We start from the raw sequence: 25492 nt of genomic DNA on the forward strand, positions 1-25492 counted from the left end.
CCAAGGGTGCAGACCCTTCGAGATTCGAGAGAGGACACAGACCGCCATGGACGCCACGGCTCCCTTCACCTGTCCGACCGCGCTGGACGACGACGGGATACTCACCCTCCGGCCGTGCGGGGACATCGACCTCGAAGCGCGCCCGGCCCTGACCCAGGCCCAACTGGCGCTGCGCCCCGGCCTGCGGGGGGTCCACCTCGACTTCGACGCCGTCCCCTTCATGGACACGACGGCGCTGCGCTTCCTGAGCAGCCTGCACGCCCGCTGCACCGCCTTCGCGCTCCCGCTCCACATCACGGGTCTGCGCCCCCAGCACCGCCGCATGCTCTCCCTGTCCGACTACCGCCTCCCCACCTCCCCGACCTCCCCCACCACAACCGCCTGACCCTCCGGCGGCGCCCCGAAGCGGGCCACGCAGTGCCAGACGCGCTTGAGCGACTGCGGGTCGTGGCGGCCGGTGCGGGCGGCCTCGCCGATGACGCGCGGGTCGAGGAATCCGCCCTCCGCGATCTCGGCGCCCAGCGCGACGAATTCCGGCCCCCGGTAGTCCGGGTGGCGGCGCAACTCCGTGACGGCGAGGCGGAAACCGGCGTGCCACTCCAGCGGGCACGGCAGCAGGCGCGCGGCGTCCTCCACGGCGGTGCCGCGGTGGCTCGGGTCGAGCACCAGCGCCTCCACGTCCTCGGCGAGCACCACGGGACCGTGCACCTGCGCCTCCACATAGCCGTCGAGCGCGTCCCCCCGCCCGGCCGCGGTGTCCGCGCGGGCCAGCTCCACCAGGGCCGACACCGTCCCTTCGACCCCGAAGTCGGACGGTTCCCGGGCGCTGTCCGGATAGCAGAAGGTCGCCCGTGCCAGCGTCCCGGCGCGCAGCCGGAAGTGCGCGGACCCGAAGCGCGGGGCCGCGCCGACCCGCTCGCGCCGGAAGTTCAACGCCCCGTACACCGGCCGTGCCCGCCCGTCCGCCCGGTCGTACGCGCCCCCGAAGATCCGGCTCTCCCACCGCCACCGGTCTCCGCCCGGATACGCGGTCAGGCCCCCGTTGCTCGTACCGGTCACGAACTGCGACCGGTACACGCCCTCCCGTCCCAGCGCCTCCAGCATCCCCCCGCGGTCCGGATGGAAATTCACGCTCACCCGCACCCCGGCGGCAACCGGCGTCCCGGCCCGCGCCAGGCCGGTCACGTGGCGCAACGCCTCATCCGCCGCGAGCGGCGGTTCCCCGGTCACGTCATTCACCCCTTGCCCCCTGCCTCCTGTGCGGGCCGAGCCGTCGGCCGTCAGCGCGGGGCCGGGGCCGGGGCCAGGCCGTCGGCGACGAGGCCGGCGAGGACGGCTTCGCCGAGGGTCTGGACGGCGGACTGGGGGCGGACCATGACGGTGATCTCCTTGATCAGCCCGGCCGGGTCGAACTGGAGCATGTCGATGCCGTGGATCTCCTTGCCGTTGACGGTGGCGCGGAAGAGCAGGATCGCGGACGGGGTGTCGGTGCCGTCACCGGTGGTCCGGGCGGAGCCGTCGAACCGGCCGATGTAGCGGAAGTCCTCGAAGGTGCGCACCAGGACGTGGAAGAGGCCGACGACGAGCGGCTTGCCCTCGAACGGGGTGAACTTCACCGGGCTGTAGAGCCGGATGTCGTCGGTGAACAGGCGGCTGAGGGCCTCGACGTCGCCCGACTCGACGGCGGCGCGGAAGGCGGAGGGGTCTGCGGTCACGGCGTCCGTCGCGGTCACGGCGGCTGCTCCTTCGGTTCTGGAGGGCTGCCCTGGGCGGCCCCCCTACTCGTGCATCTGATTAGTCACTTTCTTGAGTATCATGTCGAGCGTACAACGGACCGGGCGGACGGGAGGAGGCCGAGCGATGGCTTTGCGCCACGCGGTCCTCGCGGCGCTGCTGGACGAGGAGCTGAGCGGCTACCAGCTGGCCAAGGCGTTCAACGTCGGCGTGGCCAACTTCTGGCACGCGCTGCCCCAGCAGCTCTACGCGGAACTGACCAGGCTGGAGAGCGACGGCCTGGTCACCGGCCGGGAGGTCGTCCAGGACACGCGGCCGAACAAGCGCCTCTTCCAGGTGACCGACGCCGGCCTCGCCGAACTGGAACGCTTCGCGGCGGCGCCCGCGAAACCGTCCTTCATCCGTGATGAACTCCTTGTGAAGGTTCAGACCGCCGACCGCCTCGGCACCGAGGCCGTCATCGCCCAGCTCATGGAGCGCGCCGCCTTCGCGGCGGCGAAGGCCGAGCTGTTCACGACCCTGCTCGGCAAGCTCCGCGGTGACCGGGACGAGGAGGACTTCCTGCGCCACGGCACCCGCATCGGCCCGTATCTGACGTGCCTGCGCGGCCTCGCCTTCGAGCGGGGAAACGCCGAGTGGTGCGAGCGCAGCGCGGCCGTGCTGCGCGCGAGGCTGTCGGCGCGGGCCTGACGGCGGCACTACGCTCGGGGCCATGAGCGACAAGCACATCGGGCACCAGGACATCGGCCACCAGCACTTCGAGACCCTCGCGATCCACGCCGGCCAGGCCGCGGACGCGCAGACCGGGGCCGTGGTGACGCCGATTTACCAGGTGTCGACGTACAAGCAGGACGGTGTCGGCGGCCTGCGCGGCGGCTACGAGTACAGCCGGTCGGCCAACCCGACCAGGACCGCCCTCGAAGAGAACCTGGCGGCGCTGGAGGGCGGCAGCCGCGGCCTCGCCTTCGCCTCGGGGCTCGCGGCCGAGGACTGCCTGCTGCGTACGATGCTCGCGCCGGGCGACCACGTGGTGATCCCGAACGACGCGTACGGCGGCACCTTCCGGCTCTTCGCGAAGGTCGTGGAGCGCTGGGGCGTGCGCTGGTCGGTGGCCGACACCTCCGACGTCCAGGCGGTACGGGACGCGCTCCGGCCGGAGACCAAGCTGATCTGGGTCGAGACGCCCTCGAACCCGCTGCTCGGCATCACCGACATCGCGGCGGTCGCCGGGGTCGCCCGGCAGGCCGGGGTGCGGCTGGTGGTCGACAACACCTTCGCGAGTCCTTACCTCCAGCAGCCGTTGGCGCTCGGCGCGGACGTCGTCGTGCACTCCACGACCAAGTACATGGGCGGGCACTCCGACGTGGTCGGCGGCGCGCTGGTCACCTCGGACGCGGGCCTGGGCGAGGAGTTGGCGTACCACCAGAACGCGATGGGCGCGGTCGCCGGGCCGTTCGACGCGTGGCTGGTGATGCGCGGCGTCAAGACGCTCGCGGTACGGATGGACCGGCACAGCGCCAACGCGACGCGGGTGGCCGGCATGCTGGCCGCGCACCCGAAGGTGGCGCAGGTGTACTACCCCGGTCTGCCGGAGCACGCGGGGCACGAGGTGGCCGCCAAGCAGATGAAGGCGTTCGGCGGCATGGTGTCCTTCCGCGTCGTGGGCGGCGAGGACGCGGCGGTCGCCGTCTGCGACCGCGCGGAGCTCTTCACGCTCGGCGAATCCCTCGGCGGCGTCGAGTCGTTGATCGAGCACCCGGGCCGTATGACGCACGCCTCGGTGGCCGGTTCCGCGCTGGAGGTGCCCGCCGATCTGGTACGCCTGTCGGTCGGCATCGAGGCCGCGGACGACCTGCTGGCCGACCTGGCGCAGGCCCTCGGCTGAGGTTGTGACACGGTCGTGAGAGCGTGAGCTCCCGGGCCCGTACGGTCGCGCGCGCCGCGTACCGTACGGGCCCGGCGCCTTTCCCACGAAAGGCGTCAGCCCGTCGCCGACCACCAACTGCCGTCCGTCGGCGTCGTAGGGGCCGAGTGGTCGGGCCACGCCACCGCGGCCAGGACCAGACCGGCCACGACGGCCGCGAACAGCACCAGCCACAGGGCGAGTCGGACGACCCGGCGGCGGCGTACGATCCGGCGTCCGCGGGCGGCGGCGCGGGCGGTGAGATCGAGCGGGACCACCGGGTGCGGGGTGTCCAGCAGGCGGCGCACCTCGTCGTCGCGGCGGTTGGGCAGGCGGCTCACGGCGCCACCGCGCTGGACTCGGCCAACTCCGCTGCCTCGGAAGCCGGTTCGGTCTCCCCGGGGGCTCTGCGGGCCCGCGCCGCGGCGGCGGCCACGGCCCTGGCCGCCGCGTCGGCGGCCGGATCGTCCTCTTCGGGCCTGCTGCGCAGCGTGGCCGTCCCGCGGGCGCAGATGGCGCGCACCCGCTCGACGGGCAGGCCGAGTTGGGCCGCGGTCTGCTCCTCCGCGACGCCCTCGAAGTGCCGCATCACGACGATCAGCCGCTCCTGGCCGCTGAGCCGGTCCAGGGTGCCGCCGCGGGGCCGCCGCCACCACGGGCGGTAGGCGAACCGCCGTACCAGCTCGCTCCTGGCCCGTTCGTACGGGTCCTCCGCGCGCATCGTGAGCCAGTTGGCGTAGACGTGCGCGAGCGTCGCGGTCAGGAGGCGGTCGGCGGCCTCAGGGTCGCCCGCCAGCAGTGTGGCGGCGTGCAGCAGACGGCCCGCCGCGCCCGCGGTGAACGCCGCGAATTCGGCGTCCCGTCGGTTTTCCGCTGCCGCCCGGCGCTTCCCCACGCGGCCATGGGACGGCAACCGGGTGTTCCGGGTCAAGCCCCTTGCGTGTCTCCCCGCGACCCCGTCGCGCCGCCGGTCCCCTCGGTCCCACCGGCCTCGTCGGACTCCGGCTCCTCGCGCTGTCCCGCCCCGGTGTGCCAGTCGGCGAGCGAGGTGTTGAAGCGGGCCAGCAGCTCGGTGAAGATCTCCCGCTCCCGCGGGGTCCACTCGTCGGTGACCTCGGCCATCAGCCGGCGGCGGGAGTCGCGTACCGCGTCGAGCCGGGACCGGCCGCGCGGCGACAGGGCGAGGACGACCGCGCGGCCGTCCTCCGGGTGCGAGGTGCGCTTGACCAGGCCGGTGTCGACGAGCGGGGCGACCTGACGGGTGACCGTGGAGGAGTCGATGCCCATGGCCTCGGCGAGCGCCTTGACGCCCATCGGGCCTTCGCGGTCGAGCCGGTTGAGCAGCAGGTAGGCGGCGCGGTCCATGGAGTTGCGGGCCTTGCCGACTCCGCCGAGCCGCGTCTGTTCCGCGCGACGGGCGAAAAGTGCGACCTGGTGCTGGAGGCGCTCAAGGAGTTCGGTCGAGGTCTCCGTGGGGTTGGACATGACCTTGAAGCTCGCGTTCTGTCGGTCCTGTGAAGGGGAACGGGAAGGCGGAAGTTGTGGAGAAGAGTACGCGGCGCGGAAGGCCCCGTGACCCTTCACCGGCAATACGCCGCCCGCCGCGGCCCCGGCCCTGACACGTATTCCGGCCGCCGGTGACACCCTTGGCCCCCGGCGGTGGCGGTCCGCCGGAGCTGGGAGACTGGGCCCATGGACAGTTCGGTGCCCGCAGCGTCCCCTTCGATCACCCTCGATGACGTGCGAGGAGCGCACAAAATGCTCTCCGGGGTGGCCCGTATCACCGCGATGGAAGGCAGCCGCCATCTGTCGTCGCTGGTCGGAGCACCTGTGCACCTCAAATGCGAGAATCTTCAACGCACAGGTTCGTTCAAAATTCGCGGCGCGTACGTCCGCATCGCGGGCCTCGGCCCGGAGGAGCGCGCGGCCGGGGTGGTGGCGGCCAGTGCCGGGAACCACGCCCAGGGCGTGGCCCTCGCGGCCTCCCTGCTCGGTGTCCGCTCGACCGTCTTCATGCCCGTCGGCGCCCCGCTGCCCAAGGTGGCCGCGACCCGTGACTACGGCGCCGAGGTACGGCTGCACGGCGCGGTCGTCGACGAGACGCTGCGGGCGGCCATCGCGTACGCCGAGCAGACCGGGGCGGTCTTCATCCACCCCTTCGACCACCCGGACATCATCGCCGGGCAGGGCACGGTGGGCCTGGAGATCCTTGAGCAGTGTCCCGAGGTCGGCACCATCGTGGTCGGCATCGGCGGCGGCGGTCTCGCCGCCGGTCTCGCGGTCGCCGTCAAGGCGCTGCGGCCCGATGTGAAGATCGTCGGCGTGCAGGCCGCGGGCGCCGCCGCGTATCCGCCCTCGCTCGCCGTCGGCCGCCCGGTGGCGCTCGGCACGGTCGCCACGATGGCCGACGGAATCATGGTCGGCCGTCCGGGCGACATACCGTTCGCCCTGGTCAGGGACCTGGTGGACGAGGTCGTGACGGTGACGGAGGACCAGCTCTCCTCCGCGCTGCTGCTCTGCCTGGAACGCGCGAAGCTGGTCGTGGAACCGGCCGGGGCCAGTCCGGTCGCGGCGCTGCTGGCCGCGCCCGAGGCGCTGCGGGGGCCCGTCGTCGCGGTGCTCTCCGGCGGCAATGTCGACCCGCTGCTGATGCAGCGCATCCTGCGGCACGGCATGTCGGCCGCCGGCCGTTACCTGTCCCTGCGGCTGCGTCTCACCGACCGGCCCGGCGCGCTCGCCACGCTCCTGGGGGTGTTGTCAGTGGTCGACGCTAACGTCCTCGATGTCAGCCATGTGCGCACCGACCCGCGGCTCGGCCTCACCGAGGCCGAGGTCGAGGTGCACCTGGAAACCAAGGGACCTGAGCACTGTGTCGCCGTGGGCGAGGCACTGGAGAACGCGGGTTACACCGTCATCCGGTGACCGCCCCGGCGGGCGGAGTTCGCCGTCGTACGACCCGCCGCCGCGGGGGAATGGCCCGCCGAGCCCCGCGGCGGCGCGCCGTGTACCAGGTTCCGTGGCGGACGCGAAATTGGCTTGACGCGATATATCGCGTCTGTCATTCTCGCGTTCCATCGCGGTTCGCCGCGCGGTCCGCCGCGCGCTGAGCGATGAGTTTCGGCCGTTCGGGCGGTCGAAGTCATGAAGCCGCACACCGCACCAGTCGTGAGAGCTGCACACCGCACCAACGGACGGAGTGACAAAATGCCGGGCGCCATCTATGCAGAGGGTCTTGTGAAGACCTTCGGCGATGTCAAGGCACTGGGGGGAGTGGACCTCGACGTGCCGGAGGGCACGGTCCTCGGGCTGCTCGGGCCGAACGGCGCGGGAAAGACCACCGCCGTCCGGGTCCTGACCACACTCCTGCAACCCGACAGCGGCAGAGCCGTCGTCGCGGGCATCGACGTACTGAAGCACCCCAACGAGGTCCGCAGGCACATCGGCCTGTCGGGTCAGTTCGCCGCGGTCGACGAGTATCTGACCGGCCGGGAGAACATCCAAATGGTCGGCCAGCTCTACCAGATGAGCGCCAAGGCGGCCCGCGCGCGGGCCGACGAACTGCTGGAGCGCTTCAATCTGGCGGACGCCGCGAACCGGCCCTCCAAGACCTACTCCGGCGGTATGCGCCGCCGCCTGGACCTCGCCGCCGCGCTCGTCGTGAGCCCGCCGGTGATGTTCATGGACGAGCCGACCACCGGACTCGACCCGCGCAACCGCCAGCAGCTCTGGGAGGTCATCCAGGAACTGGTCGCGGGCGGCACCACCTTGCTGCTCACCACCCAGTATCTGGAAGAGGCCGACCACCTCGCGCACGACATCTGCGTGATCGACCACGGCAAGGTCATCGCGCGCGGCACCTCCGACCAGCTCAAGGCGCAGACCGGCGGCGAACGCGTCGAGGTCGTCGTGCACGAGCGGGACCGCATCTCCGACGCCGCCCGCGCGCTCGCCGGATTCGGCAAGGGCGACGCGAAGATCGAGGAACACCAGCGGAAGATCACCGTCCCGGTGACCGGCGGCGCCAAGCTGCTCGCCGAGGTGATCCGCGACCTGGACGCGCAGGGCATCGAGATCGACGACATCGGCCTGCGCCGACCCACCCTGGACGACGTGTTCATCTCCCTGACCGGCCACGCGGCCGAGCAGGACAACGCCGCCGACGAGGAGACCGACGACGCGGGCGCCCGCAAGGCCGACGCGTCCCGCAAGGAGGCAGTCAAGTGAGCGCCACGACCGACATCGTGACCACCGCCGCGCCCAAGGGCGCGGGCGGCGTCGTCCAGTCCGTCAGGGACTCGCTGGTCGTCGCCAAGCGCAATCTCATCCGGATGCTGCGCATCCCCGAGATGATCATCTTCGGGCTGATCCAGCCGATCATGTTCGTGGTGCTGTTCAGCTACGTCTTCGGCGGCTCGGTCGCCGTCGGCGGCTCCCTCAGCGCCTCCGACTACCGCAACTTCCTGATGGCGGGCATCTTCGCCCAGACGGTCACCTTCGCCACCGCCGGCGCGGGCGCGGGCATCGCCGACGACATGAACAAGGGCCTCATCGACCGCTTCCGGTCGCTGCCCATGGCGCGCGGCGCGGTGCTCACCGGCCGCACCCTCGCCGACCTCGTCCAGACGACGCTCACCGTCGTCGTCCTCGCGGTGGTCGGCGTGCTCGTCGGCTGGCGCATCCACAACGGCGTGCCGAAGATGATCGGCGCGTTCCTGCTGCTGCTCCTGCTGGGCTACGCCTTCTCCTGGATCGGCGCGCTGATCGGCCTGTCGGTCCGCACCCCGGAGGCGGCCACCTCGGGCGGCCTGATCTGGCTCTTCCCGGTGACGTTCGTGTCGAACGCCTTCGTGGACTCGTCCAACATGCCGGGCTGGCTCCAGGCGGTCGCCGACTGGAACCCGTTCAGCGCCACCGTGCAGGCGTGCCGCGTGCTCTTCGGCAACCCGGGCGTCTCGCAGTCCGGCGCCTGGCCGATGCAGCACCCGGTGTGGGCGTCGCTGATCTGGTCCGTGCTCATCATCGTGGTCTTCCGTACGCTCGCGGTCCGCAAGTACCGCTCGGCGACCGCTTAACAGCCGGTCACCGCGGAGAGCCGGACGACCGCCTCACGCTTGACGATCGCGTCACGCCCGACGCCTTCGCGGAAAAGCCGCGTCACACATGTGCCGCCCGTGCCACGGGGACGGGCGGCACACCGCTGTCCGCTCAGCCCTGGTACGGCTTCACGTCGAGGACCTTCACCGACGCGCTCTTGCCGTTGGGCAGTTCGTACGTGGCGTCCTCGCCCGGCTTCTTGCCCGCCACACCGCGGCCGAGCGGCGACTGCGGCGAGTACGTGTCCAGGTCGCTGGAGACGCCCTCGCGGGAGCCGAGCAGGAAGGTCATGGTGTCGTCGGGGTCGCCGTCGAAGGCGATGGTCACCACCATGCCGGGCGCCACCACACCGTCGTCCGCCGGGGCCTCGCCGACCTTCGCGGACTCCAGGATCTGGTTGAGCTGGCGGATGCGCAGCTCCAGCTTGCCCTGGTCCTCACGCGCCGCGTGATAGCCGGCGTTCTCCTTGAGATCGCCTTCCTGGCGGGCTTCCTCGATCTTGGCGACGATCTCGGCGCGCGCCGGACCAGACAGATGCTCCAGCTCGGCCTTGAGCTGGTCATACGCCGCCTGGGTCAGCCAGGTGACGTTCTCGCTGGTCTGGGTCACAGGTGCTCCTCGTCGGTACTGGTCATGCCGTGTGCCTGTCCCGCGGACTCCCCGCGGGGCGGTGTGTGCCGTCGCACCCGTGGGGCCGACGGCTCGTCCCCACGGCCGGTGCCGGGGTGCGCCCCGATGAACAAGTCCATTGCCACCGGTCGCCGGGACGAAACCACGAGCCTAACAATTACTCGTCGGTCAAGGGGACGGGAAACGAACGCGGGTGCCGGGGTCCGGGGTCAGCCGCGCGGGGCGGTCTGGCAGCTGACCAGCTCACCGGTCTCACCGCGCGAGGTCGTCCGCACTGTGACGACGGTGTCGACCTGCCGGGCGTGCTGCGCGAGGCGGACGTCCTTGCGGCCCACCTCGTTGTGGTCGACGTCCACCGAGCGCAGGGTGCAGACGGCGACGGTCCCCGGGTCCTTGTGGACCTCCAGGTGGATCTCCACGGCCTGGTCCGACACGGCCTTGAAGGCGATGACCTGACCGCTGACCTTGGTGCCGGTGAGGGCGTGCCAGCCGTACCAGCCGACGCCGACGACCATCAGCGCGCCCAGCACGACGGCGGCGATCCGCAGCTTGCGGTCCGCCCGCGCGTCGGCGCCCGGACCGTACCTGCCGTCGGGCAGGGCGGGACGGGCGCCCGGCTCACCGGGCCGCACGGCGGTCATAGGCTTTTCCTCCCGAGCGCGGGAACGGCGGAATTAATCGTCCCCTCACTCGGTCACTATAGGAGGCGCCCTCTCGGCCGACGGAGGGGGCTTAGAAGACGGGGGCTCGGCGCCGCTCGGACCCCGAAGACCTGAGGACCCAGCCTTGACTGAGCAGCTTCGACTGATGGCCGTTCACGCCCACCCCGACGACGAGTCGAGCAAGGGCGCGGCCACCATGGCCAAGTACGTGTCCGAGGGGGTGGACGTACTGGTGGCGACCTGCACCGGAGGCGAGCGTGGCTCGGTGCTCAACCCCAAACTCCAGGGCGACCCCTACATCGAGGAGAACATCCACGAGGTACGTGCCAAGGAGATGGACGAGGCGCGCCAGATCCTGGGCGTCCGCCAGTCCTGGCTCGGCTACGTCGACTCGGGACTGCCCGAGGGCGACCCGCTGCCGCCGCTGCCCGAGGGCTGCTTCGCCCTCCAGGACGTGGACGTGGCGGCGGGCACCCTGGTGAAGCTGATCCGCGAGTTCCGGCCGCACGTCATCACCACGTACGACGAGAACGGCGGCTATCCGCACCCGGACCACATCATGACCCACAAGATCTCGGCGGTGGCCTTCGACGCCGCGGGCGACCCCGAGCGCTACCCCGAGGCCGGGGAGCCGTGGACGCCGCTGAAGCTCTACTACAACCAGGGCTTCAACAAGGAGCGCACCCTCGCGCTGCACGAGGCGCTGCTCGCGCGCGGCATGGAGTCCCCGTACGGGGAGTGGCTCAAGCGCTGGGAGGAGTTCGACCGCCCGGAGCGGCAGCTCACCACCCACGTGCCCTGCGCGGACTTCTTCGAGATCCGTGACAAGGCGCTGCTCGCGCACGCCACGCAGATCGACCCGGACGGCGGCTGGTTCCGTATCCCGATGGACCTCCAGCGGGAGGTCTGGCCGACCGAGGACTACGAGCTGGCGCAGTCCCGCGTGGACACCTCGATCCCTGAGGACGACCTCTTTGCGGGGATCGAGAGGGCCTAGGCGACAATGGGCGGGTGAACGCCTCCCACGGATTCAATACGCTGGTCCCGCTCGCCTCGAACGCCGCCGGTGAGCTGAACCAGGACAAGGTGACGCCGGGGCTCCTCGGTTTCGTGATCTTCGCCGCCATCGCCATCGGGCTGTGGCTGCTGATGAAGAACATGGGCAAGCAGATGAAGAAGATCGATTTCACCGAGGAGCCCGCGGCTCGCCCGCCGCATGAGGCCCCCGCGGCCTCTCCCTCCGCTTCTCCCGCCGCCTCCGCCTCCGCCTCCTCCGCCCCGGAGCCGCCACGCCCCTGACGGGGGCGGCCCTTGCGCGGGGCGTGCTTTTCAGGGGCGCGGGGAACCGCGCGGCCAGCCGCCACCGGCCGGTGGTCCGGAGACCACCGATCTGCCCCGCCGGGGCGGGCGGTGACCTGCGGGAGCGTCGTGGCCGGCCGCGCGGTTCCCCGCGCCCCGACGGGGCACGTCGTGTGCAAGGGGTCAGACGGGGACGGCCATGACCATGCGGGCGGAGCGGCCGGGGGTCATGCCGAGGCGCCAGGTGTCCCAGGGTCCGCCGGGGGCGACGGTGCCGCGCTCCAGGAGGAGGGCGTACGCCTCGACGTACTCCTCGAGGTCCGGGTCCCGCCCCGGATAGGCGTCGGCGAGGAGCCCTGCGAGGGCTGAGCGGGCCAGGGGCAGGCCGTCCTCGGAGAGCAGCGGCTGGACGGTGGCGCGCAGGAAGACGGCCCAGTCGTGGCCGCGGCGGTCGCCGAGCCCCCGGAAGAGCTCGACGGCCTCGTCGAGGAGGGCGAGGGCCTCGGGCAGCCGCCCGTTCCCGGCGTCGATGACGGACAGCTCGACGCACGACCACGCCTCGCCGTGCTCGACGCCGATCCGGCGGAAGTCCTGGCGGGCGTCCTGGAGGAGCTGCCGGGCGAAGCCGCTGTTGCGCAGATTGCCGGTACGGGCCGCCCGCTGGTCGCGGGTGACCCGCGCGGAGTGGTGCCGGGCGCAGGCCAGCCCGTAGACGTCCCGCATGCGGGAGAACATCGTGCGGGCGCGTTCCAGGGTGCGCAGCGCCGAGTCGGTGTCGCCGGACTCCTCCAGCGCGTGCCCGAGGTAGTACAGCGTCCACGCCTCGCCGCGCGCGTCCTCGCAGGCGCGGTGCCGCTGCACCGCCTCGTCCAGGTCCTGGGCGGCCTGCCGGGCCTCGCCGCGCAGCAGCAGGGCCCGGGCGAGCTGCGTCGCGGTCCACGCGCCGCCGCGCGGGTCGCGGGCCAGCGCGTACGACTGCCCGGCGGCGCGCAGTTCGGCCTCGCCGAGGTCGAGCCGCCCGAGCCGCAGGTACACCTGGCCGAGCTGGAGGTGCGCCCACGCCTCGCCCTGCACGCTCTCGTTCTCGCGGTGCAGCGCCAGCGACTCGCGCAGCAGCTCCAGCGCCGTGCCGACCTGGCCCATGTCGCGCAGCACGGCGGCCAGCGCGTGCAGCGTCCAGGCCCGGTCCTCGTCCAGCTCGGGGGCGGACTGGATCTCCAGCGCCTCGCGCAGCCTGCGCTCGGCCTCCTTGAGGTTGCCCTGGTGGTGCAGGGTGATGCCGAGGCTGTCCAGCGCGCGGGCCGCGCCCGACGGGTGCCGCGCCTCGAAGTACAGGTCGACCACCGACGTCAGCGTCGACCGCGCCTTGTCCAGCTCGCCGAGCTGCCGGGCCGCGATGCCGGTACGCCACTGCACCGACCGCACCAGCACCGAGCGGTCCTCGTCGGGGCCCGACTTCTGCTGCCCGGCGGCCTGTTGGGCCTGCGCCATCTCGCTGATCTCGCCGAGCCGGTAGAGGTCGCCACGCAGCAGGCAGTAGTCGCACAGCGCGCCGAGCAGCGCCTGTACGGCGGCCCGGTCGACGCCCTCGGTGTCGCGCAGCGCGGCGGTGATGAAGCTGGACTCCTCGTCCAGCCAGCGCAGCGCCAGCTCCAGTGAGGCGAAGCCGTGCTGGCCGAAGCGCCCGGCGCGGGTGGAGGTCTTGCCCTCGACCAGCCGGATGACGGTGTTCGCGAGGTCCGCGTACGAGCGGATCAGCCGCTCGTGGGCGGCGCCGCGCTCCACCGGGTCCTCCTCGTCCAGCAGCCGTTCGCCCGCGAAGGCGCGGACGAGGTCGTGCGGGCGGTAGCGGCTGCCGCGGACGTTCTCGATCAGCCCCGCGGCGGCGAGTTCGTCGAGCCTGCGGGCGGCCTCGCGTTCGTCGGTGGCCATCAGGGCCGCCGCGGCGGCGGCGCCGAAGCTGGCGCGCCCGGCCAGCGCGAGGCGGCGCAGCAGGCGGCGGTTGGGCTCCGGCTGGTCGTGGTAGCGCAGTGCGAGGACGCGGTCGACCGGGTCGCGCGGGCCGAACACCTCCAGGTCTGCGGCGAGTTCGGTCGCGCCGTGGTGGTCGGGGAGCGCGGCTCCGGCGATCCGCAGGGCTATCGGCAGACCCGCGCACAGGTCGCGCAGCCGCTCGGCCTCCTCCCGCAGCGGGGCGGCGCCGCCGCCCGCCGCGGCCAGTTCGCCCAGCAGTTCCAAGGTGTCGTCCGCGTCGAGCGCGCCGACGTCCAGGCTGTGCACGAAGGCGCCGGGCAGCGCCAGTTCCTCCGGGTCGAACGGCGCGCGGCTGGTGACCAGCACCAGGCTCTCGGACCGCTCGGGGACCAGCGTCCTGATCTGCGCCGCGTCGGTGGCGTCGTCCAGCACGATCACCACGGGCACGTCCCTGAGGTGCTGCTGGTACTGCTCGCTGAGCCGTCGCAGGTGCTGTTCCTGATTCTGCCGCTCGCGGAAGAGGAGCTGGTCGCGGGGCGCGCCGAGCCGGTTGAGCAGGTGCAGCAGCGCCTCCCTGGTGGGCAGCGGCGTCCTGCCGTCGCTCGCGCCGCGCAGGTCCACCACGCACGCGCCGCGGAACTGGTCCTTCAACTGCCGTGCGGTACGCACCGCCAGCGTCGTACGGCCGCTGCCCGCCGGTCCGTGCAGGACGACCACGGTGGGTCGTACCGCCGTGGACACCCGGGCCTGGTGCACCCACTGGGCGATCCGCGCGACATGGGCGCGGCGCCCGGCGAACGGGCCTTCCGCGTCCGGGAGATGGCCGAACGACTGCTCCAGTACGGCGCGTGTGCGGGCCGCCGCGCTGCGGTCGTTGCCCGAACGGCGCGGCGGGGAGGGCTGGTTGGGCACCTTGGCGGACTGCTTGCGGGGCGGCGCGGGGACGACCGCGCGCTGCGCCTCGATGAACGGCCGTACGCCGCGGCGGTCGAGCGCGGCCAGCCACAGCAGCCGCAGTTGTTCCGGACCGCCCGGTAAGCCCTGGCCGGCGCCCGCGCGCCGCGCCTTTCCCTGCTTGCCCGCTCCGGTCAGCGTCACCGCTCCCGCCGCGCCGACCGCGAGGCCGGTCACCAGCGCGGGTCCCGCCGCGAGGCCGTAGCCGAGGTCGACTCCGAAGGCCACCGCGGCCGTTACGCCCGCGACCAGGCCCTGCACCGCGGCGGTGGCGCGCCCCGAGCGCTCCTGCGGTCCGGCCGCCTGACCGGCCTCCAGCGCCCTGACGTACGCCCCGTACTCCTCGTCCGCCGCGGCCGCGATCTCCTCCAGCCGCTCCAACCCCCGCGCCAGCAGCGCCTTCCCGTCCACGCCCTGCCCCTGCTGGGCCACCGCCCGCTCCAGCAGGCGCACCACCTCGGCCCGGTGCGGGGCGCGCAGCGCGGCCCGTGACTCCGGCACATGTCCTCCCGCGTACGGCTTCGACAACTTCGACGTGCGGACAACCCATGAGTGGGTTTGGTGCCCACCCAGCGCCCGCGTCAAGCCCCCGCGGCCCTGTGGATCCCACAGCGCCGTCCCCGCGCGCCCCTCCTGGGCGCGGAGCCGCCGTCGCCGCCGCGCGCACGCGCGCGGTTCAGGCCCGCGCGGGGGAGGCGGGTTCCGGTGGTGCGGCGCCGGTGAACAGGCCGATCAGGCCGTAGGGCGCCTTGTCGCCGAGGCAGAGGTCGAGCTTCTCGTGCGCCTCGGCGTCGGCGGCCGGCTCTCCCGCGCGCCGTGGCAGTCCGCGATGCCGCGCGTCTTCGACGGCGTCGGCGCTACGGCTTGTGAACCGCCCGGCTCACGGGGAGTGGTTCCAGACCAGCAGCAGATAGCCGCCGAAGTACCCGGACACCAGCGTCAGCGTCGTCACGACCGTGACGGCCGTACCGGTCCTGGCCTTGGCCAGCGCGATGGCGGGCGGGATGAGCAGCGGGAAGGCCGCGACGAGGAAGCGCGCCTTGGAGTGGTAGTAGCCGGAGCCGCCGATCGAGGTGGCCAGCAGCAGGAAGCTGAAGAGCAGCAGCGGCCAGGGCTGCCGGTCGAGCACGCCGAGGACGAAGAGCGCCACGGCCAGCAGCAGGACGACGGTCACCGCGTACAGGTCGAGCGCCGACGGCGTGCTGAGGATGTGCCGGGCGCTGTCGACGGTGAACCGGCCGCCGTCCCACGACGATCCCCAGCCGTCCTTCTGGATGTGGAACCAGCCGTCCAGCCGGTGCACCCGCAGGCCCACCCACACCAGATAGCCGATCCAGCCGGCGGGCGCGATCAGCAGCGCCGCCCACGCGCGCCAGGCGCGCGGCGCGCGGACGATCGCGAACAGCGCGGCCAGGCAGACCACCGGCACCAGCGCGGAGGCGGTCGGCCGGGTCAGCCCGGCGAGCAGGCACAGGAAGGCACTGGTCAGCCAGTGTTCGCAGAGCAGCGCGTACAGCGTCCAGGCGGCCAGCGCCGTGAACAGGCTCTCGGTGTACGCCATCGACTCGACGACGGCGTGCGGGATGACGCCCCACAGCACGGCGAGCACCACCCCGGCGCGCTGGCCGTACAGCTTCGCGCCGACCGCGTAGATGCCCCAGGCGGCGGCCAGCGCGAAGAGCCAGCCGAGGACGACGCCGGTGGTCGCGGGCCCGGTGGGGGACAGCGCGGCGGTACCGCGCACCAGTTGGGGGTAGAGCGGGAAGAACGCGAGGTTGCTCTGCGCCGGGGTGCCGTGGTCGTAGCCGTGCTCGATGATGCCCAGGAACCACAGCGAGTCCCATTTGCGGCCCAGCAGCCCCAGCAGGCTCTTGTGTTCCGACCGCGCCCACATCCAGAGCATCGCGGTCGCCGCGAGCCGCACCAGCAGATAGCCGAGGACCGCGGGCGCCGCCGCGCGGGCCGCGCGCCGCAGCGCGTCTCCCCGGCCAGTGGGCTCCGCCGCGGGCGCCGGCCGGGTGTGGTCGAGCAGCGCCACGACGCTCCCTCTTTGGCGTGAAAAACGGTGCATACGGGTGAGGTGCAGAATTGCGGCAGTCTATCCGGTCGGTGTACGGCGGTTGTCCCGCACCTGTCCGGCAGCTGTCCGACCCCTCGCCGAAGCCCGCCCCGCCACGCGCCCCGCCGACTTCCAGGCCATGTCGCCGCCTGTTCCGTACCCAGCAGGCCCGGTAGCGGTCGCGGCCACCGCCGGGTGCGGATCGGTGCGGATCGAGGCGGGCGGTGGGGGCTACCGGCGGGTGACCGAGCGGATCCAGGCGAGCTGCTGACCGACGTCCCCGGCCTCGGCGACCTTCTCCCGGTCGGAGCCGTCGAAGACGCCGAGGAGGGTTTCCGCGCCGTGCGGGGCGACGCTCATCACCGGTCCGCCGGAGTCCCCGCCCGCGGGGATCCCGGACACCTTCACCATGCAGAAGTCCGAGCCGCCCGGCGCGGTGGCGCCGTCGCACCGCGGGTCGTCCGGCCGGACGACCCGCAGCCGCGACTGCTTGAGCACCGGCGACTGGCAGGAGTTCTCGTCCCCGGCGCACGTCGCGCCCCACCCGTACACCCGCACCGTCCGGCCGGGGCGGACGGGCGCGGTGGACAGGCGCGCGGTGCGGACGTTCATGGCCGGCACCTCGACCAGCATCATGTCGGCGACGGCGCTTCCCACGCGCCCGCCGGGCACCGGGCGGACCGTCGTGCCCTTGCGGACGTCGAGGCCGCCCACCCGGAACGTGATCCGCTTGTCCGCGACCGGCCGCGCCTGCTCGAAGAAGCAGTGCGACGCGGTCAGAATCCACCGGCGCGTCACGGCCGTCCCGGTGCACACCGGCTTCCCGTCGACGAACATCCGCACCGCCCACGGCCCGTACGTGCTCTTCGACCCGCCGATCACCGCGGAGGCCGGTGCCGACGCCGTCACGATCCCCGTCACGGCCACCAGTACGGCCGTCAGCAGCACCCGAATCCGCCCCGCCATCCGCGACCACCCCTCACGCTCACCCGGCACCGCTCCCGTCGGCTCCCGTCGGCGCTCCTGGCGCCATTGGCACCACTTCCGCCACTTCCGGAACATCCGCCCATGAGCGTACGCGCCGACCCCCGGCTTTCCGGACCGGACGCGCACCGGGCGTCACGTCGGTCAGCCGCCACCCGGCGCATCCGGCCCGGAGTTCGTCGGCGGTGACACCGGAGACGGGGGGATCACCCAGTCGGGGCGCCAGGTCCCGGCGGCGTCGTGGGCGGTCGCCGCGGCGGCGAGGTGGGCGCGCAGAACGGCCAGCGCCGGGTGGGGGTTGTCGCGGTGCCACAGGAGGGCGTGCGGGTAGACGGGGGTGGGGTCGGTCACCGGGATACGGCGCAGGCCGTGGCCCGCTGGCCAGATGAGACGGGTGGGCTCGCCCATGAAGGTGGCCAGCGCCGGGGTCTCGGCGAGGGTGTCGAGGAGCGCGTCGGAACCGAAGTTGGGGCCGGTCGCCTCGATGGTGAGGCCGAACTCGTCGACGAGGTCGTCGTAGTAGGCGCCCCACTCGGAGCCGGGGACGATGCCGGGCATCCAGATCCGGTGCCCCACGAGCCGCTCGACGGTCACCGACCGGGCGCGCGCCAGCGCGTGGGCCGGGCCGGTGAGGAGCTGGAGCGGCTCGTCGAGCACCCGTACGGACGCGACGTCCTCGGGAAGCGGCAGGCCGGGCGCGGCGACGGCGCGGAAGGTCGCGTCGATCGCACCGGACCTGACGGCGCCGACGGCCGTGCCGAATTCCAGCAGCATCACCACGTCGAGGTCGATCTCGGGGTGCGCGCGGTGGAAGCCGCGCATCAGGCCCGCCTGCGCGCCGCGCGAGGCCATCACGTCGACGCGCAGCGGACGGCGGACGGGGCGTACGGACGCGACCGCGCGTTCGGCGACGCGCAGCAGTTCGCGCGCGTGGGGCAGGAACGCCTGGCCGTCGATGGTGAGTTCGGCGCCGCGCGGGGCGCGGGCGAACAGCCGCATGCCCAGGGCGCGTTCCAGCGCGGCGACCCGCTTGGAGACCGCCTGCTGGGTGATCGACAGGTCGGCGGCGGCCTTCTGGAACTGGCCCGCGTCCGCGACGGCGACGAAGGTGCGTACGGCTTCGAGGTCCACGTCGATTCACCTTAGTGAACAACGAATGGTTGTGGATCGCGGGCGGTGCGGTTGTTTGACCTGCGGTTGTGCCGCTCGCTTAGCTCTCACCGGTCCACGTCGGCCCGTCGAAGGGGGAGCGCCGCGCATGAGGGGCAGGAGAGCGCTGGGGCGGCCGTTCGGCTGGCTTTGGGCGGCGTACGCGGTGAGCGCCTACGGGTCGGGGCTGGGCTTCGGCGCGCTGCCGCTGATCGCGGTGCTGGCCCTGCACGCGGGCCCCGCCGAGGTGTCCGCGCTGTCCGCCGTGGGGCCCGCGGTGGGAGCGCTGATCGCGCTGCCGCTCGCGCCGTGGGTGGAGTTCCGGCGCAAGCGCCCGGTCATGGTCGCGATGGACCTGACCCGGTTCGCGGTCATGGCGACGGTCCCGGCCGCCTACGCCCTCGGCCGGCTCAGCTTCGTCCACCTGCTCGTGGTCTCCGCCGTGTCCGCCGCGGCCAAGATCGCCTTCAACGCCTCCAGCGGCGCCTACCTCAAGGCGCTCGTCCGGCCGGACGACCTGCTCGTGGCCAACGCCCGCTTCGAGTCCACGAACTGGAGCTCCATCGCGGTCGGGCCGCCGCTCGGCGGAGCGGCCATCGGCCTGTTCGGGCCGGTCGTCACCGTCGTGGCCGACGCGCTCAGCTACTTGTGCTCCGCGCTGTGCGTCACCGCGATCCGCGGCCGGGAGGACGCGCCGCGGCCCACCGGCACACCGACGACCCGGGCGGGCGCGCTGCTCGACGGCTGGCGGCACCTCCTGGGCCACCCCGGCCTGCGGGCGCTCTACCTCAACCAGCTGCTCGTCGGCGGTCTGATCATGGCCACAGAACCGCTGCTCGCCGTGCTCCTGCTGCGCCAACTCGGCTTCCCGCCCTGGCAGTACGGCCTCGCCTTCGCCGCGCCCTGCGTCGGCGGGCTCATCGGCTCGCGGCTGGCCCGCCGGGTGGTGGCCCGCCACGGGCAGCAGTGGGTCTTCCGGACCGTCGGCACCCTGCGCGCCGTCTGGCTGATCGGGCTGGCCTTCGTCCGGCCCGGCGTCGTCGGCCTGCTCACCGTGATCGCCGTCGAGCTGGCGATCATCGTCAACATGAGCCTGTACACACCGGTGCTCGCCACCTACCGGCTCGAACACACCCCCCGGCACCTCGTCGCCCGGACCCTGTCGGCCTGGTCGATCGGCCAGCAGACGGCCATCGCCGTCCTCACCGCGCTCGCCGGGCTGCTCGCCGACGTCACCGGCCCGCGCACCGCCCTCACGGTCGTGGGCCTGCTCATCCTGACCACCCCGCTCCTGCTGCCCCGCCGCGACCTCACCCCGAGCCCCGAGCCGGCCCTGGCCCCCGGCCGGCCGTGACCGACCGGGCCCGGGCGGGGGTATCGGCGGATCGCGGCACCGCCGCTGCGCCGTTGCGGACCGGAACTGACCGCAATCGCGCCTAGCGTCGCTGTCGACAACCGATGTCAGCGAAAGGACCGCGATGCCCGAGAAGACCAATGCCGCGCCCGAGGGCTACACCACGGTGGCGCCCTGGGTGGTCACCGACGACACGGGGGCGTTCCTCGACTTCGTGGCCGCGGCGTTCGGGGGTGAGGAACTCGGGCGGGTGGCGACGGAGGACGGCCTGATCGGACACGGCGAGATCCGTATCGGCGACACCGTGGTGCTGGCCTTCGACCGGCACGCGGACTGGCCCGTCGTGCCGAGCCTGCTGCGGGTGTTCGTCGCCGACGCCGACGAGGCGTTCGCGCGGGCCGTCGCGGCCGGCGGCCGTATCGTCACGGAGCTGGCCGACGACGCCTTCGGACAGCGCGGCGGCCGGATCAAGGACCCCTTCGGCAACATCTGGTGGGTGGTCAGCCGCGTGGAGGACGTCTCCGCGGACGACATGTGGAAGCGGCTGGAGGACCCCGTGTACGCCGAGGCCATGCGCGTGGCCCAGGAGACCCTCGACGCCGAGCTGAGCGGCCGGGCCGGCCGCAGCAGCGCCCCCGTCAGGACCTGGCCCCGCGGCCAGGACGCGTAAGGCGTAGGCCAATCAGCGTCAATCAGCCGTCGTCAGCGCGTCGGCGGTGAACCTCCGGCGCCAGGCGAGCGCGACGTGGACGAGGCCGATCAGGACGGGGACCTCGATCAGCGGGCCGACGACCCCGGCCAGCGCCTGGCCGGAGGTGACCCCGAAGGTGGCGACGGCGACCGCGATGGCCAGCTCGAAGTTGTTGCCCGCCGCGGTGAACGCGAGGGTCGCGGTGCGGTCGTAGGCCAGACCGACACCCTTGCCGAGGAGGAAGGCGCCGAAGAACATGACCGCGAAGTAGACCAGCAGCGGAGCCGCGATCCGTACGACGTCCAGCGGGCGCGAGGTGATCGTCCCGCCCTGGAGGGCGAAGAGGACGACGATCGTGAACAGCAGCCCGTACAGCGCCCACGGGCCGATCCTCGGCAGGAACGCGCTCTCGTACCGCTCGCGCCCCACGCGCCGCTCGCCGACGCGGCGCGTGAGGAACCCCGCGAGCAGGGGCACGCCGAGGAAGACGACGACGTTCAGCGCGATGTGCCAGGCGGAGACGTCCAGGCCCTGGCCGTCGCCGAGGCCGAGCAGACGCGGCAGCAGGTCGAGGTAGAACCAGCCCAGCAGCGCGAACGCGAGCACCTGGAACACCGAGTTGAGCGCGACCAGGACGGCGGCGGCCTCGCGGTCGCCGCACGCGAGGTCGTTCCAGATGATGACCATGGCGATGCAGCGGGCGAGTCCCACGATGATCAGACCGGTGCGGTACTGGGGCAGATCCGGCAGGAAGAGCCAGGCCAGCGCGAACATGATGGCGGGGCCGACGACCCAGTTGAGGAGCAGGGAGGACGCCATCAGCTTCCGGTCGCCGGTGACGCGGTCGAGCCGGTCGTAGCGGACCTTGGCCAGCACCGGGTACATCATCACGAGCAGGCCGAGCGCGATCGGCAGCGAGATCCCGCCGATCTCGGTCTTCGCGAGCGCGTCGTTCAGCCCCGGGACGGCGCGGCCCAGCCCCAGACCGGCCCCCATCGCGGCCAGGATCCAGACCGCGAGGTAGCGGTCCAGGGCGGAGAGCTTCCCGACGACCGAGTCGCGCGGGGCCGGACCGCCGCCCGGTGGGCGGGCGGCGGCGGGCTGCGCGGAGGGCGCGGGTCGGGGCTGCGCGGAGGTCACGGGCACGCCCGCTTGTTCTCGGCGGCGGTACGCGCGGACTCCGCGAGTGCGGCGAACCGCTCGGACAGTCCGGCCAGCACCTCGGGGCGCAGCTTGTAGTAGACGAACCGGCCGCAGGGCTCGGTGTCCACCACGCCCGCCTCGCGCAGGACCTTCATGTGGTTGGAGAGATTGGTCTGCCTGGCTCCGGTCTCCTCGACCAGGTGCGTGGTGCACAGGGTCTCGCGAGCGAGCAGGGTCACGATCCGGAGCCTGAGCGGGTCGGCCAGCACCCGCATCAGATCAGTGTCGACTGATGTCAGCATGGACTGATACTGTCACACATCAGTCGCTGCTGATACCAGCGCGGGCTGAATCGTTCGTTCGCCTCGCCACGTCGCCGCAGCGAACCCGTCCCGTCAAGCCGTCGCACCAAGCCCGCCTCATCACGCCGGTCTCATCACGCCGGTCCCACCACGCCCGTCCCATCACGCCGTTCAACCGAGGAAGGAACAGGGAAGTCCCATGTCCGACAAGCCTTCCGTCCTGTTCGTCTGCGTCCACAACGCCGGCCGCTCGCAGATGGCCGCCGCGTGGCTCACCCACCTGGCCGGAGGCCGCGTCGAGGTCCGCTCCGCCGGGTCCGACCCGGGCGCCGCCGTCAACCCGGCCGCCGTCCGGGCCATGGCCGAGGTCGGCATCGACATCTCCGCCGAGGCCCCGAAGATCCTCACCGTGGACGCGGTACGCGAGTCCGACGTGTGCGTCACGATGGGCTGCGGCGACACCTGCCCGGTCTTCCCCGGCAAGCGCTACCTCGACTGGAAGCTCGACGACCCGGCCGGCCAGGGCGTCGAAGCCGTGCGCCCGATCCGCGACGAGATCAAGTCCCTGGTCGAGACCCTCCTCCAGGAGATCGCCCCGCCCCCGGCCCCTTGACCGCCCCGCCCCCCGCCGGACCCCGTCCCCACCGGTCCCGCTCCCGCTCCCGCCCGGTGCGTCGAGATGCCCGAACGACAGCCTCCCGCCGCCGCGCGCGATCGTCTCGCGGGCCTTGCTTTGTGAGAGGCTAGGCCGCGTGAACCGGTTGGCTGACGCGACCTCGCCCTATCTTCTCCAGCACGCCGCGAATCCCGTGGACTGGTGGCCGTGGGGGGCGGAGGCGTTCGCGGAGGCGCGCAAGCGCGGTGTGCCGGTGCTGCTGAGCGTGGGGTACAGCGCGTGCCACTGGTGCCATGTGATGGCGCACGAGTCCTTCGAGGACGAGGTGACGGCCGCGTATCTCAATGAGCACTTCGTGTCGGTGAAGGTGGACCGCGAGGAGCGGCCGGACGTCGACGCCGTGTACATGGAGGCCGTGCAGGCGGCCACCGGTCAGGGCGGCTGGCCGATGACGGTGTTTCTGACGCCGGAGGGCGAGCCGTTCTACTTCGGTACGTACTTCCCGCCGGCCGCGCGGCAGGGGATGCCCGGGTTCCGGGACGTGCTGGAGGGCGTCGTCGCGGCGTGGCGGGACCGGCGCGAGGAGGTCGCGGATGTCGCGACGCGGATCGTCCGGGACCTGGCCGAGCGGGCCGACGCGTACGGCGCGGCCGTCCATCCGGGTGAAGGCGAACTGTCGGCGGCGCTGCTCGGGCTGACCCGTGAATACGACGCGCGGCGCGGCGGGTTCGGCGGGGCGCCGAAGTTCCCGCCGTCCATGGCGCTGGAGTTCCTGCTGCGGCACCACGCGCGGACCGGCGCCGAGGGCGCGTTGCAGATGGCCCGCGACACCTGCGAGGCGATGGCGCGCGGCGGGATCTACGACCAACTCGGCGGCGGCTTCGCCCGGTACGCGGTCGACCGCACCTGGACCGTCCCGCACTTCGAGAAAATGCTTTACGACAACGCGCTGCTCACCCGCGTGTACGCGCACCTGTGGCGGGCCACCGGCTCCGACTTCGCGCGCCGCGTCGCGCTGGAGACCGCGGACTTCATGATCGCCGAACTGGCCACGGACGAGGGCGGGTTCGCGTCCGCGCTGGACGCCGACAGCGACGACGGCACCGGCAAGCACGCCGAGGGCGCCTACTACGCGTGGACGCCCGCGCAGCTCACCGAGGTACTGGGCGCGGCCGACGGGGAGTTCGCGGCGGGCTACTTCGGCGTCACCGAGGAGGGCACCTTCGAGGAGGGCGCCTCCGTACTCCAACTCCCGCAGGGCAACGGCGTGGTGGACGCCGACCGGGTCGCCTCCGTACGCGAACGGCTGCTCACCGCCCGCGCGTCGCGCCCCCGTCCGGGGCGTGACGACAAGGTGGTCGCCGCCTGGAACGGCCTGGCCATCGCCGCGCTCGCCGAGACCGGCGCCTACTTCGACAGGCCCGACCTCGTACAGGCCGCGGTCGACGCCGCCGACCTGCTCGTACGCGTCCACATGGACGAGCGCGGACGGCTCTCGCGCACCTCGCGCGACGGCGTCGCCGGGGCCAACGACGGTGTGCTGGAGGACTACGGCGACGTCGCCGAGGGCTTCCTGGCGCTCGCGTCGGTGACCGGCGAGGGCGTCTGGCTGGACTTCGCCGGGCTGCTGCTCGACTCCGTCATCGTCCACTTCACCGCGGACGACGGCGGGCTGTACGACACCGCCGACGACGCCGAGACCCTGATCCGCCGCCCGCAGGACCCCACCGACAACGCGACGCCGTCCGGCTGGACGGCCGCCGCCGGTGCGCTGCTCACCTACGCCGCCCACACCGGCTCCGACGCCCACCGCACCGCCGCGGAAAGGGCGTTGGGTGTCGTCGGCGCGCTCGCCTCCCGCGCGCCGCGGTTCGTCGGCTGGGGTCTGGCCGTCGCCGAGGCCGCGCTCGACGGGCCGCGCGAGGTCGCCGTCGTCGGCGCGGTCGGCGATCCCCTGACCGACGAACTCCACCTCACCGCGCTGCTCGGCGCCGCGCCCGGCGCCGTGGTCGCGGTCGGCGAGGAGGGCAGTACGGAATTCCCGCTGCTGCACGCCCGGCCGACGCGCGCCGGGCAGGCCGCCGCGTACGTCTGCCGCAACTTCGTCTGCGACGCGCCGACGTCCGACGCCCGCACCCTCCGCTCGCAGCTCCGCTCCGACGTGTGGACCGGACCCCGCCCGAGCTAGCCGGCCCCCCTGCGGGGGTGCGCGCTCAGCCACGACGCTCCCGCGGGTCACCGGCCGTCCCGGCGGGGCGGATCGGTGGTGGCCGGGTCACCGGGGTGGGGGCTGGGGGCTTGGTGCCGGGGGAGGCGCGCGGGGTCAGAACTCCAGGCCACCGCGCAGCAGGCCGAGGGCTCGGTCGAGGAGGGGGAGGAGGTCTTCGGTGCGGCCCTGTTCGACCCAGTACATCGTCGTCTCGTGAATAACGCTGAAGACGGCGGCGGTGAAGACGCGTACCTCGAGGTCGTCGGCCGAGCGGCCGGACCGCTCGGCGATGATGCCGCCGAGCAGCCGACCGGTCTCCGACATGGTTTCGTGCGAGCGGGAGCGGATGGCGGGGACGTCGCGGACCAGTTCCTCGCGCTGAACCATCTCGGCCTGGCCCTCGGGGTCCTGGAGCAGCAGGCTGAGCGATTCGTGCATGACCATTTCCAGCGCCGTCAGCGGTGACTCCTCGGCGGGCCGGGACCGCAGCATCTCGGCCATGCCCGCGTCGTACTCGTCCGTGAGGACGATGTCCTCCTTGGTGGGGAAGTACCGGAAGACGGTGCTCGGCGAGACGTCCGCCTCGGCCGCGATCTGGTCGACGGGGGTGGCGTCGTACCCCTGCTCGGCGAAGAGCCGGTAGGCGGCGGCGCGGATGGCCTGGCGGGTCTGGGCCTTCTTGCGTTCGCGCAGACCGGTCTTCGCCGGGATGATGCCGCTGGAGCGAGGGGACAT

Annotated in this window: 26 protein-coding genes; 12 read left to right on the forward strand and 14 right to left on the reverse strand. The window is 72.8% G+C overall.

The features are described 5' to 3' along the window. The first annotated feature begins 46 nt into the window (after positions 1 to 46). The gene (locus ACZ37P_RS29395; RefSeq protein ID WP_355349918.1) at positions 47 to 385 is read left to right on the forward strand and encodes an STAS domain-containing protein; all 339 of its coding nucleotides are present in this window, start codon (positions 47 to 49) and stop codon (positions 383 to 385) included. Here the strand turns inward: ACZ37P_RS29395 and ACZ37P_RS29400 are convergent. Then, positions 340 to 1230 (reverse strand): DUF3626 domain-containing protein, encoded by an 891-nt coding sequence (locus tag ACZ37P_RS29400; protein ID WP_391049099.1) that lies wholly within the window; start codon positions 1228 to 1230, stop codon positions 340 to 342. The genes ACZ37P_RS29395 and ACZ37P_RS29400 overlap by 46 nt on opposite strands. Before the next feature lie 50 nt (positions 1231 to 1280). Continuing rightward, the gene (locus tag ACZ37P_RS29405) at positions 1281 to 1733 is read right to left on the reverse strand and encodes a nuclear transport factor 2 family protein (RefSeq protein ID WP_391049101.1); all 453 of its coding nucleotides are present in this window, start codon (positions 1731 to 1733) and stop codon (positions 1281 to 1283) included. A 127-nt stretch (positions 1734 to 1860) separates the two neighbouring features. Here ACZ37P_RS29405 and ACZ37P_RS29410 point away from each other — a divergent pair, with 127 nt between their 5' ends. Both ACZ37P_RS29410 and ACZ37P_RS29415 read left to right on the forward strand, forming a co-directional pair. Next, positions 1861 to 2424 (forward strand): PadR family transcriptional regulator, encoded by a 564-nt coding sequence (locus ACZ37P_RS29410; RefSeq protein WP_355349927.1) that lies wholly within the window; start codon positions 1861 to 1863, stop codon positions 2422 to 2424. 22 nt (positions 2425 to 2446) lie between these two features. After that, positions 2447 to 3619, forward strand: coding sequence for a cystathionine gamma-synthase (locus ACZ37P_RS29415; RefSeq protein ID WP_355349930.1), 1173 nt, complete (start codon positions 2447 to 2449; stop codon positions 3617 to 3619). A 95-nt stretch (positions 3620 to 3714) separates the two neighbouring features. Here the strand turns inward: ACZ37P_RS29415 and ACZ37P_RS29420 are convergent, their stop codons facing one another. From ACZ37P_RS29420 to ACZ37P_RS29430, 3 genes are read right to left on the reverse strand one after another with little or no spacing between them, the layout of a single operon-like run. Next, positions 3715 to 3978 carry a hypothetical protein gene (locus tag ACZ37P_RS29420; RefSeq protein ID WP_391049106.1) on the reverse strand — a complete coding sequence of 88 codons (264 nt, stop codon included), beginning with the start codon at positions 3976 to 3978 and terminating at the stop codon, positions 3715 to 3717. Next, positions 3975 to 4532 (reverse strand): sigma factor-like helix-turn-helix DNA-binding protein, encoded by a 558-nt coding sequence (locus tag ACZ37P_RS29425; RefSeq protein WP_467349392.1) that lies wholly within the window; start codon positions 4530 to 4532, stop codon positions 3975 to 3977. The genes ACZ37P_RS29420 and ACZ37P_RS29425 overlap by 4 nt, the downstream gene beginning before the upstream one ends. Before the next feature lie 32 nt (positions 4533 to 4564). Further along, a complete protein-coding gene (locus tag ACZ37P_RS29430; protein WP_355350139.1) occupies positions 4565 to 5122 on the reverse strand; it encodes a MarR family winged helix-turn-helix transcriptional regulator in 558 nt (185 codons plus the stop codon). A gap of 207 nt (positions 5123 to 5329) precedes the next feature. On the opposite strand from ACZ37P_RS29430, the gene ilvA reads away from it, so the two are divergent. The 3 genes from ilvA to ACZ37P_RS29445 all read left to right on the forward strand — a co-directional run bounded on the left by ilvA (position 5330) and on the right by ACZ37P_RS29445 (position 8709). After that, a complete protein-coding gene (gene ilvA / locus ACZ37P_RS29435) occupies positions 5330 to 6559 on the forward strand; it encodes a threonine ammonia-lyase (RefSeq protein ID WP_467349394.1) in 1230 nt (409 codons plus the stop codon). A gap of 282 nt (positions 6560 to 6841) precedes the next feature. Further along, entirely contained in the window at positions 6842 to 7861 is a 1020-nt protein-coding gene (locus tag ACZ37P_RS29440) for an ATP-binding cassette domain-containing protein (protein ID WP_355350133.1), read from the forward strand. After that, complete coding sequence (locus tag ACZ37P_RS29445; RefSeq protein WP_355350130.1) at positions 7858 to 8709, forward strand: ABC transporter permease; 852 nt, start codon at positions 7858 to 7860, stop codon at positions 8707 to 8709. Before ACZ37P_RS29440 ends, ACZ37P_RS29445 begins: the two co-directional genes overlap by 4 nt. A gap of 133 nt (positions 8710 to 8842) precedes the next feature. On the opposite strand, the gene greA is transcribed toward ACZ37P_RS29445, so the two are convergent. Continuing rightward, the gene (gene greA / locus ACZ37P_RS29450) at positions 8843 to 9340 is read right to left on the reverse strand and encodes a transcription elongation factor GreA (protein ID WP_188280881.1); all 498 of its coding nucleotides are present in this window, start codon (positions 9338 to 9340) and stop codon (positions 8843 to 8845) included. Between the two features lie 230 nt (positions 9341 to 9570). Next, positions 9571 to 10002 (reverse strand): DUF4307 domain-containing protein, encoded by a 432-nt coding sequence (locus ACZ37P_RS29455; RefSeq protein ID WP_355350127.1) that lies wholly within the window; start codon positions 10000 to 10002, stop codon positions 9571 to 9573. A 145-nt stretch (positions 10003 to 10147) separates the two neighbouring features. Between ACZ37P_RS29455 and mca the strand changes: the two genes are divergently transcribed. Then, complete coding sequence (mca, locus tag ACZ37P_RS29460; RefSeq protein ID WP_391127072.1) at positions 10148 to 11020, forward strand: mycothiol conjugate amidase Mca; 873 nt, start codon at positions 10148 to 10150, stop codon at positions 11018 to 11020. Positions 11021 to 11034: 14 nt separating this feature from the next. Continuing rightward, positions 11035 to 11322 carry a hypothetical protein gene (locus tag ACZ37P_RS29465; RefSeq protein ID WP_355350121.1) on the forward strand — a complete coding sequence of 96 codons (288 nt, stop codon included), beginning with the start codon at positions 11035 to 11037 and terminating at the stop codon, positions 11320 to 11322. Between the two features lie 183 nt (positions 11323 to 11505). On the opposite strand, the gene ACZ37P_RS29470 is transcribed toward ACZ37P_RS29465, so the two are convergent. The 4 genes from ACZ37P_RS29470 to ACZ37P_RS29485 form a co-directional block, all read right to left on the reverse strand. Then, entirely contained in the window at positions 11506 to 14751 is a 3246-nt protein-coding gene (locus tag ACZ37P_RS29470) for a tetratricopeptide repeat protein (RefSeq protein ID WP_467349397.1), read from the reverse strand. A 379-nt stretch (positions 14752 to 15130) separates the two neighbouring features. Beyond that, on the reverse strand, positions 15131 to 16288 hold the full coding sequence (locus ACZ37P_RS29475; protein WP_467349398.1) for a hypothetical protein: 1158 nt from the start codon (positions 16286 to 16288) through the stop codon (positions 15131 to 15133). A 252-nt stretch (positions 16289 to 16540) separates the two neighbouring features. Beyond that, positions 16541 to 17275 carry a S1 family peptidase gene (locus ACZ37P_RS29480; protein ID WP_467349399.1) on the reverse strand — a complete coding sequence of 245 codons (735 nt, stop codon included), beginning with the start codon at positions 17273 to 17275 and terminating at the stop codon, positions 16541 to 16543. A 162-nt stretch (positions 17276 to 17437) separates the two neighbouring features. Then, positions 17438 to 18424: a LysR family transcriptional regulator gene (locus tag ACZ37P_RS29485; RefSeq protein ID WP_467349401.1), complete on the reverse strand. Its 987-nt coding sequence runs from the start codon at positions 18422 to 18424 to the stop codon at positions 17438 to 17440. A 127-nt stretch (positions 18425 to 18551) separates the two neighbouring features. Between ACZ37P_RS29485 and ACZ37P_RS29490 the strand changes: the two genes are divergently transcribed. Further along, positions 18552 to 19796 carry an MFS transporter gene (locus tag ACZ37P_RS29490; protein ID WP_467349403.1) on the forward strand — a complete coding sequence of 415 codons (1245 nt, stop codon included), beginning with the start codon at positions 18552 to 18554 and terminating at the stop codon, positions 19794 to 19796. 124 nt (positions 19797 to 19920) lie between these two features. Further along, positions 19921 to 20466, forward strand: a complete 546-nt coding sequence (locus ACZ37P_RS29495; protein ID WP_391049126.1) for a VOC family protein — start codon at positions 19921 to 19923, stop codon at positions 20464 to 20466. Positions 20467 to 20484: 18 nt separating this feature from the next. Here the strand turns inward: ACZ37P_RS29495 and arsB are convergent, their stop codons facing one another. Next, entirely contained in the window at positions 20485 to 21627 is a 1143-nt protein-coding gene (arsB, locus tag ACZ37P_RS29500) for an ACR3 family arsenite efflux transporter (protein WP_467349499.1), read from the reverse strand. Continuing rightward, on the reverse strand, positions 21624 to 21932 hold the full coding sequence (locus ACZ37P_RS29505) for an ArsR/SmtB family transcription factor (RefSeq protein ID WP_355350097.1): 309 nt from the start codon (positions 21930 to 21932) through the stop codon (positions 21624 to 21626). Before ACZ37P_RS29505 ends, arsB begins: the two co-directional genes overlap by 4 nt. Before the next feature lie 199 nt (positions 21933 to 22131). Here ACZ37P_RS29505 and ACZ37P_RS29510 point away from each other — a divergent pair, with 199 nt between their 5' ends. After that, positions 22132 to 22545 (forward strand): arsenate reductase ArsC, encoded by a 414-nt coding sequence (locus tag ACZ37P_RS29510; protein WP_467349405.1) that lies wholly within the window; start codon positions 22132 to 22134, stop codon positions 22543 to 22545. A 139-nt stretch (positions 22546 to 22684) separates the two neighbouring features. Further along, positions 22685 to 24736, forward strand: a complete 2052-nt coding sequence (locus ACZ37P_RS29515) for a thioredoxin domain-containing protein (RefSeq protein WP_391049134.1) — start codon at positions 22685 to 22687, stop codon at positions 24734 to 24736. A 135-nt stretch (positions 24737 to 24871) separates the two neighbouring features. Here ACZ37P_RS29515 and ACZ37P_RS29520 read toward each other — a convergent pair whose 3' ends face one another. Next, positions 24872 to 25492 carry a TetR/AcrR family transcriptional regulator gene (locus ACZ37P_RS29520; protein WP_401312881.1) on the reverse strand — a complete coding sequence of 207 codons (621 nt, stop codon included), beginning with the start codon at positions 25490 to 25492 and terminating at the stop codon, positions 24872 to 24874.

Source organism: Streptomyces sp. NPDC024632, assembly GCF_055559175.1.

Coding starts and splice junctions, on each gene's coding strand:
- ACZ37P_RS29395 (WP_355349918.1), top strand. CDS start 47: ATGGACGCCACGGCTCCCTTCACCTGTCCGACCGCGCTGGACGACGAC.
- ACZ37P_RS29410 (WP_355349927.1), top strand. CDS start 1,861: ATGGCTTTGCGCCACGCGGTCCTCGCGGCGCTGCTGGACGAGGAGCTG.
- ACZ37P_RS29415 (WP_355349930.1), top strand. CDS start 2,447: ATGAGCGACAAGCACATCGGGCACCAGGACATCGGCCACCAGCACTTC.
- ACZ37P_RS29430 (WP_355350139.1), bottom strand. CDS start 5,122: ATGTCCAACCCCACGGAGACCTCGACCGAACTCCTTGAGCGCCTCCAG.
- ilvA (WP_467349394.1), top strand. CDS start 5,330: ATGGACAGTTCGGTGCCCGCAGCGTCCCCTTCGATCACCCTCGATGAC.
- ACZ37P_RS29440 (WP_355350133.1), top strand. CDS start 6,842: ATGCCGGGCGCCATCTATGCAGAGGGTCTTGTGAAGACCTTCGGCGAT.
- ACZ37P_RS29455 (WP_355350127.1), bottom strand. CDS start 10,002: ATGACCGCCGTGCGGCCCGGTGAGCCGGGCGCCCGTCCCGCCCTGCCC.
- ACZ37P_RS29480 (WP_467349399.1), bottom strand. CDS start 17,275: ATGGCGGGGCGGATTCGGGTGCTGCTGACGGCCGTACTGGTGGCCGTG.
- ACZ37P_RS29490 (WP_467349403.1), top strand. CDS start 18,552: ATGAGGGGCAGGAGAGCGCTGGGGCGGCCGTTCGGCTGGCTTTGGGCG.
- ACZ37P_RS29495 (WP_391049126.1), top strand. CDS start 19,921: ATGCCCGAGAAGACCAATGCCGCGCCCGAGGGCTACACCACGGTGGCG.
- ACZ37P_RS29505 (WP_355350097.1), bottom strand. CDS start 21,932: ATGCTGACATCAGTCGACACTGATCTGATGCGGGTGCTGGCCGACCCG.
- ACZ37P_RS29510 (WP_467349405.1), top strand. CDS start 22,132: ATGTCCGACAAGCCTTCCGTCCTGTTCGTCTGCGTCCACAACGCCGGC.
- ACZ37P_RS29520 (WP_401312881.1), bottom strand. CDS start 25,492: ATGTCCCCTCGCTCCAGCGGCATCATCCCGGCGAAGACCGGTCTGCGC.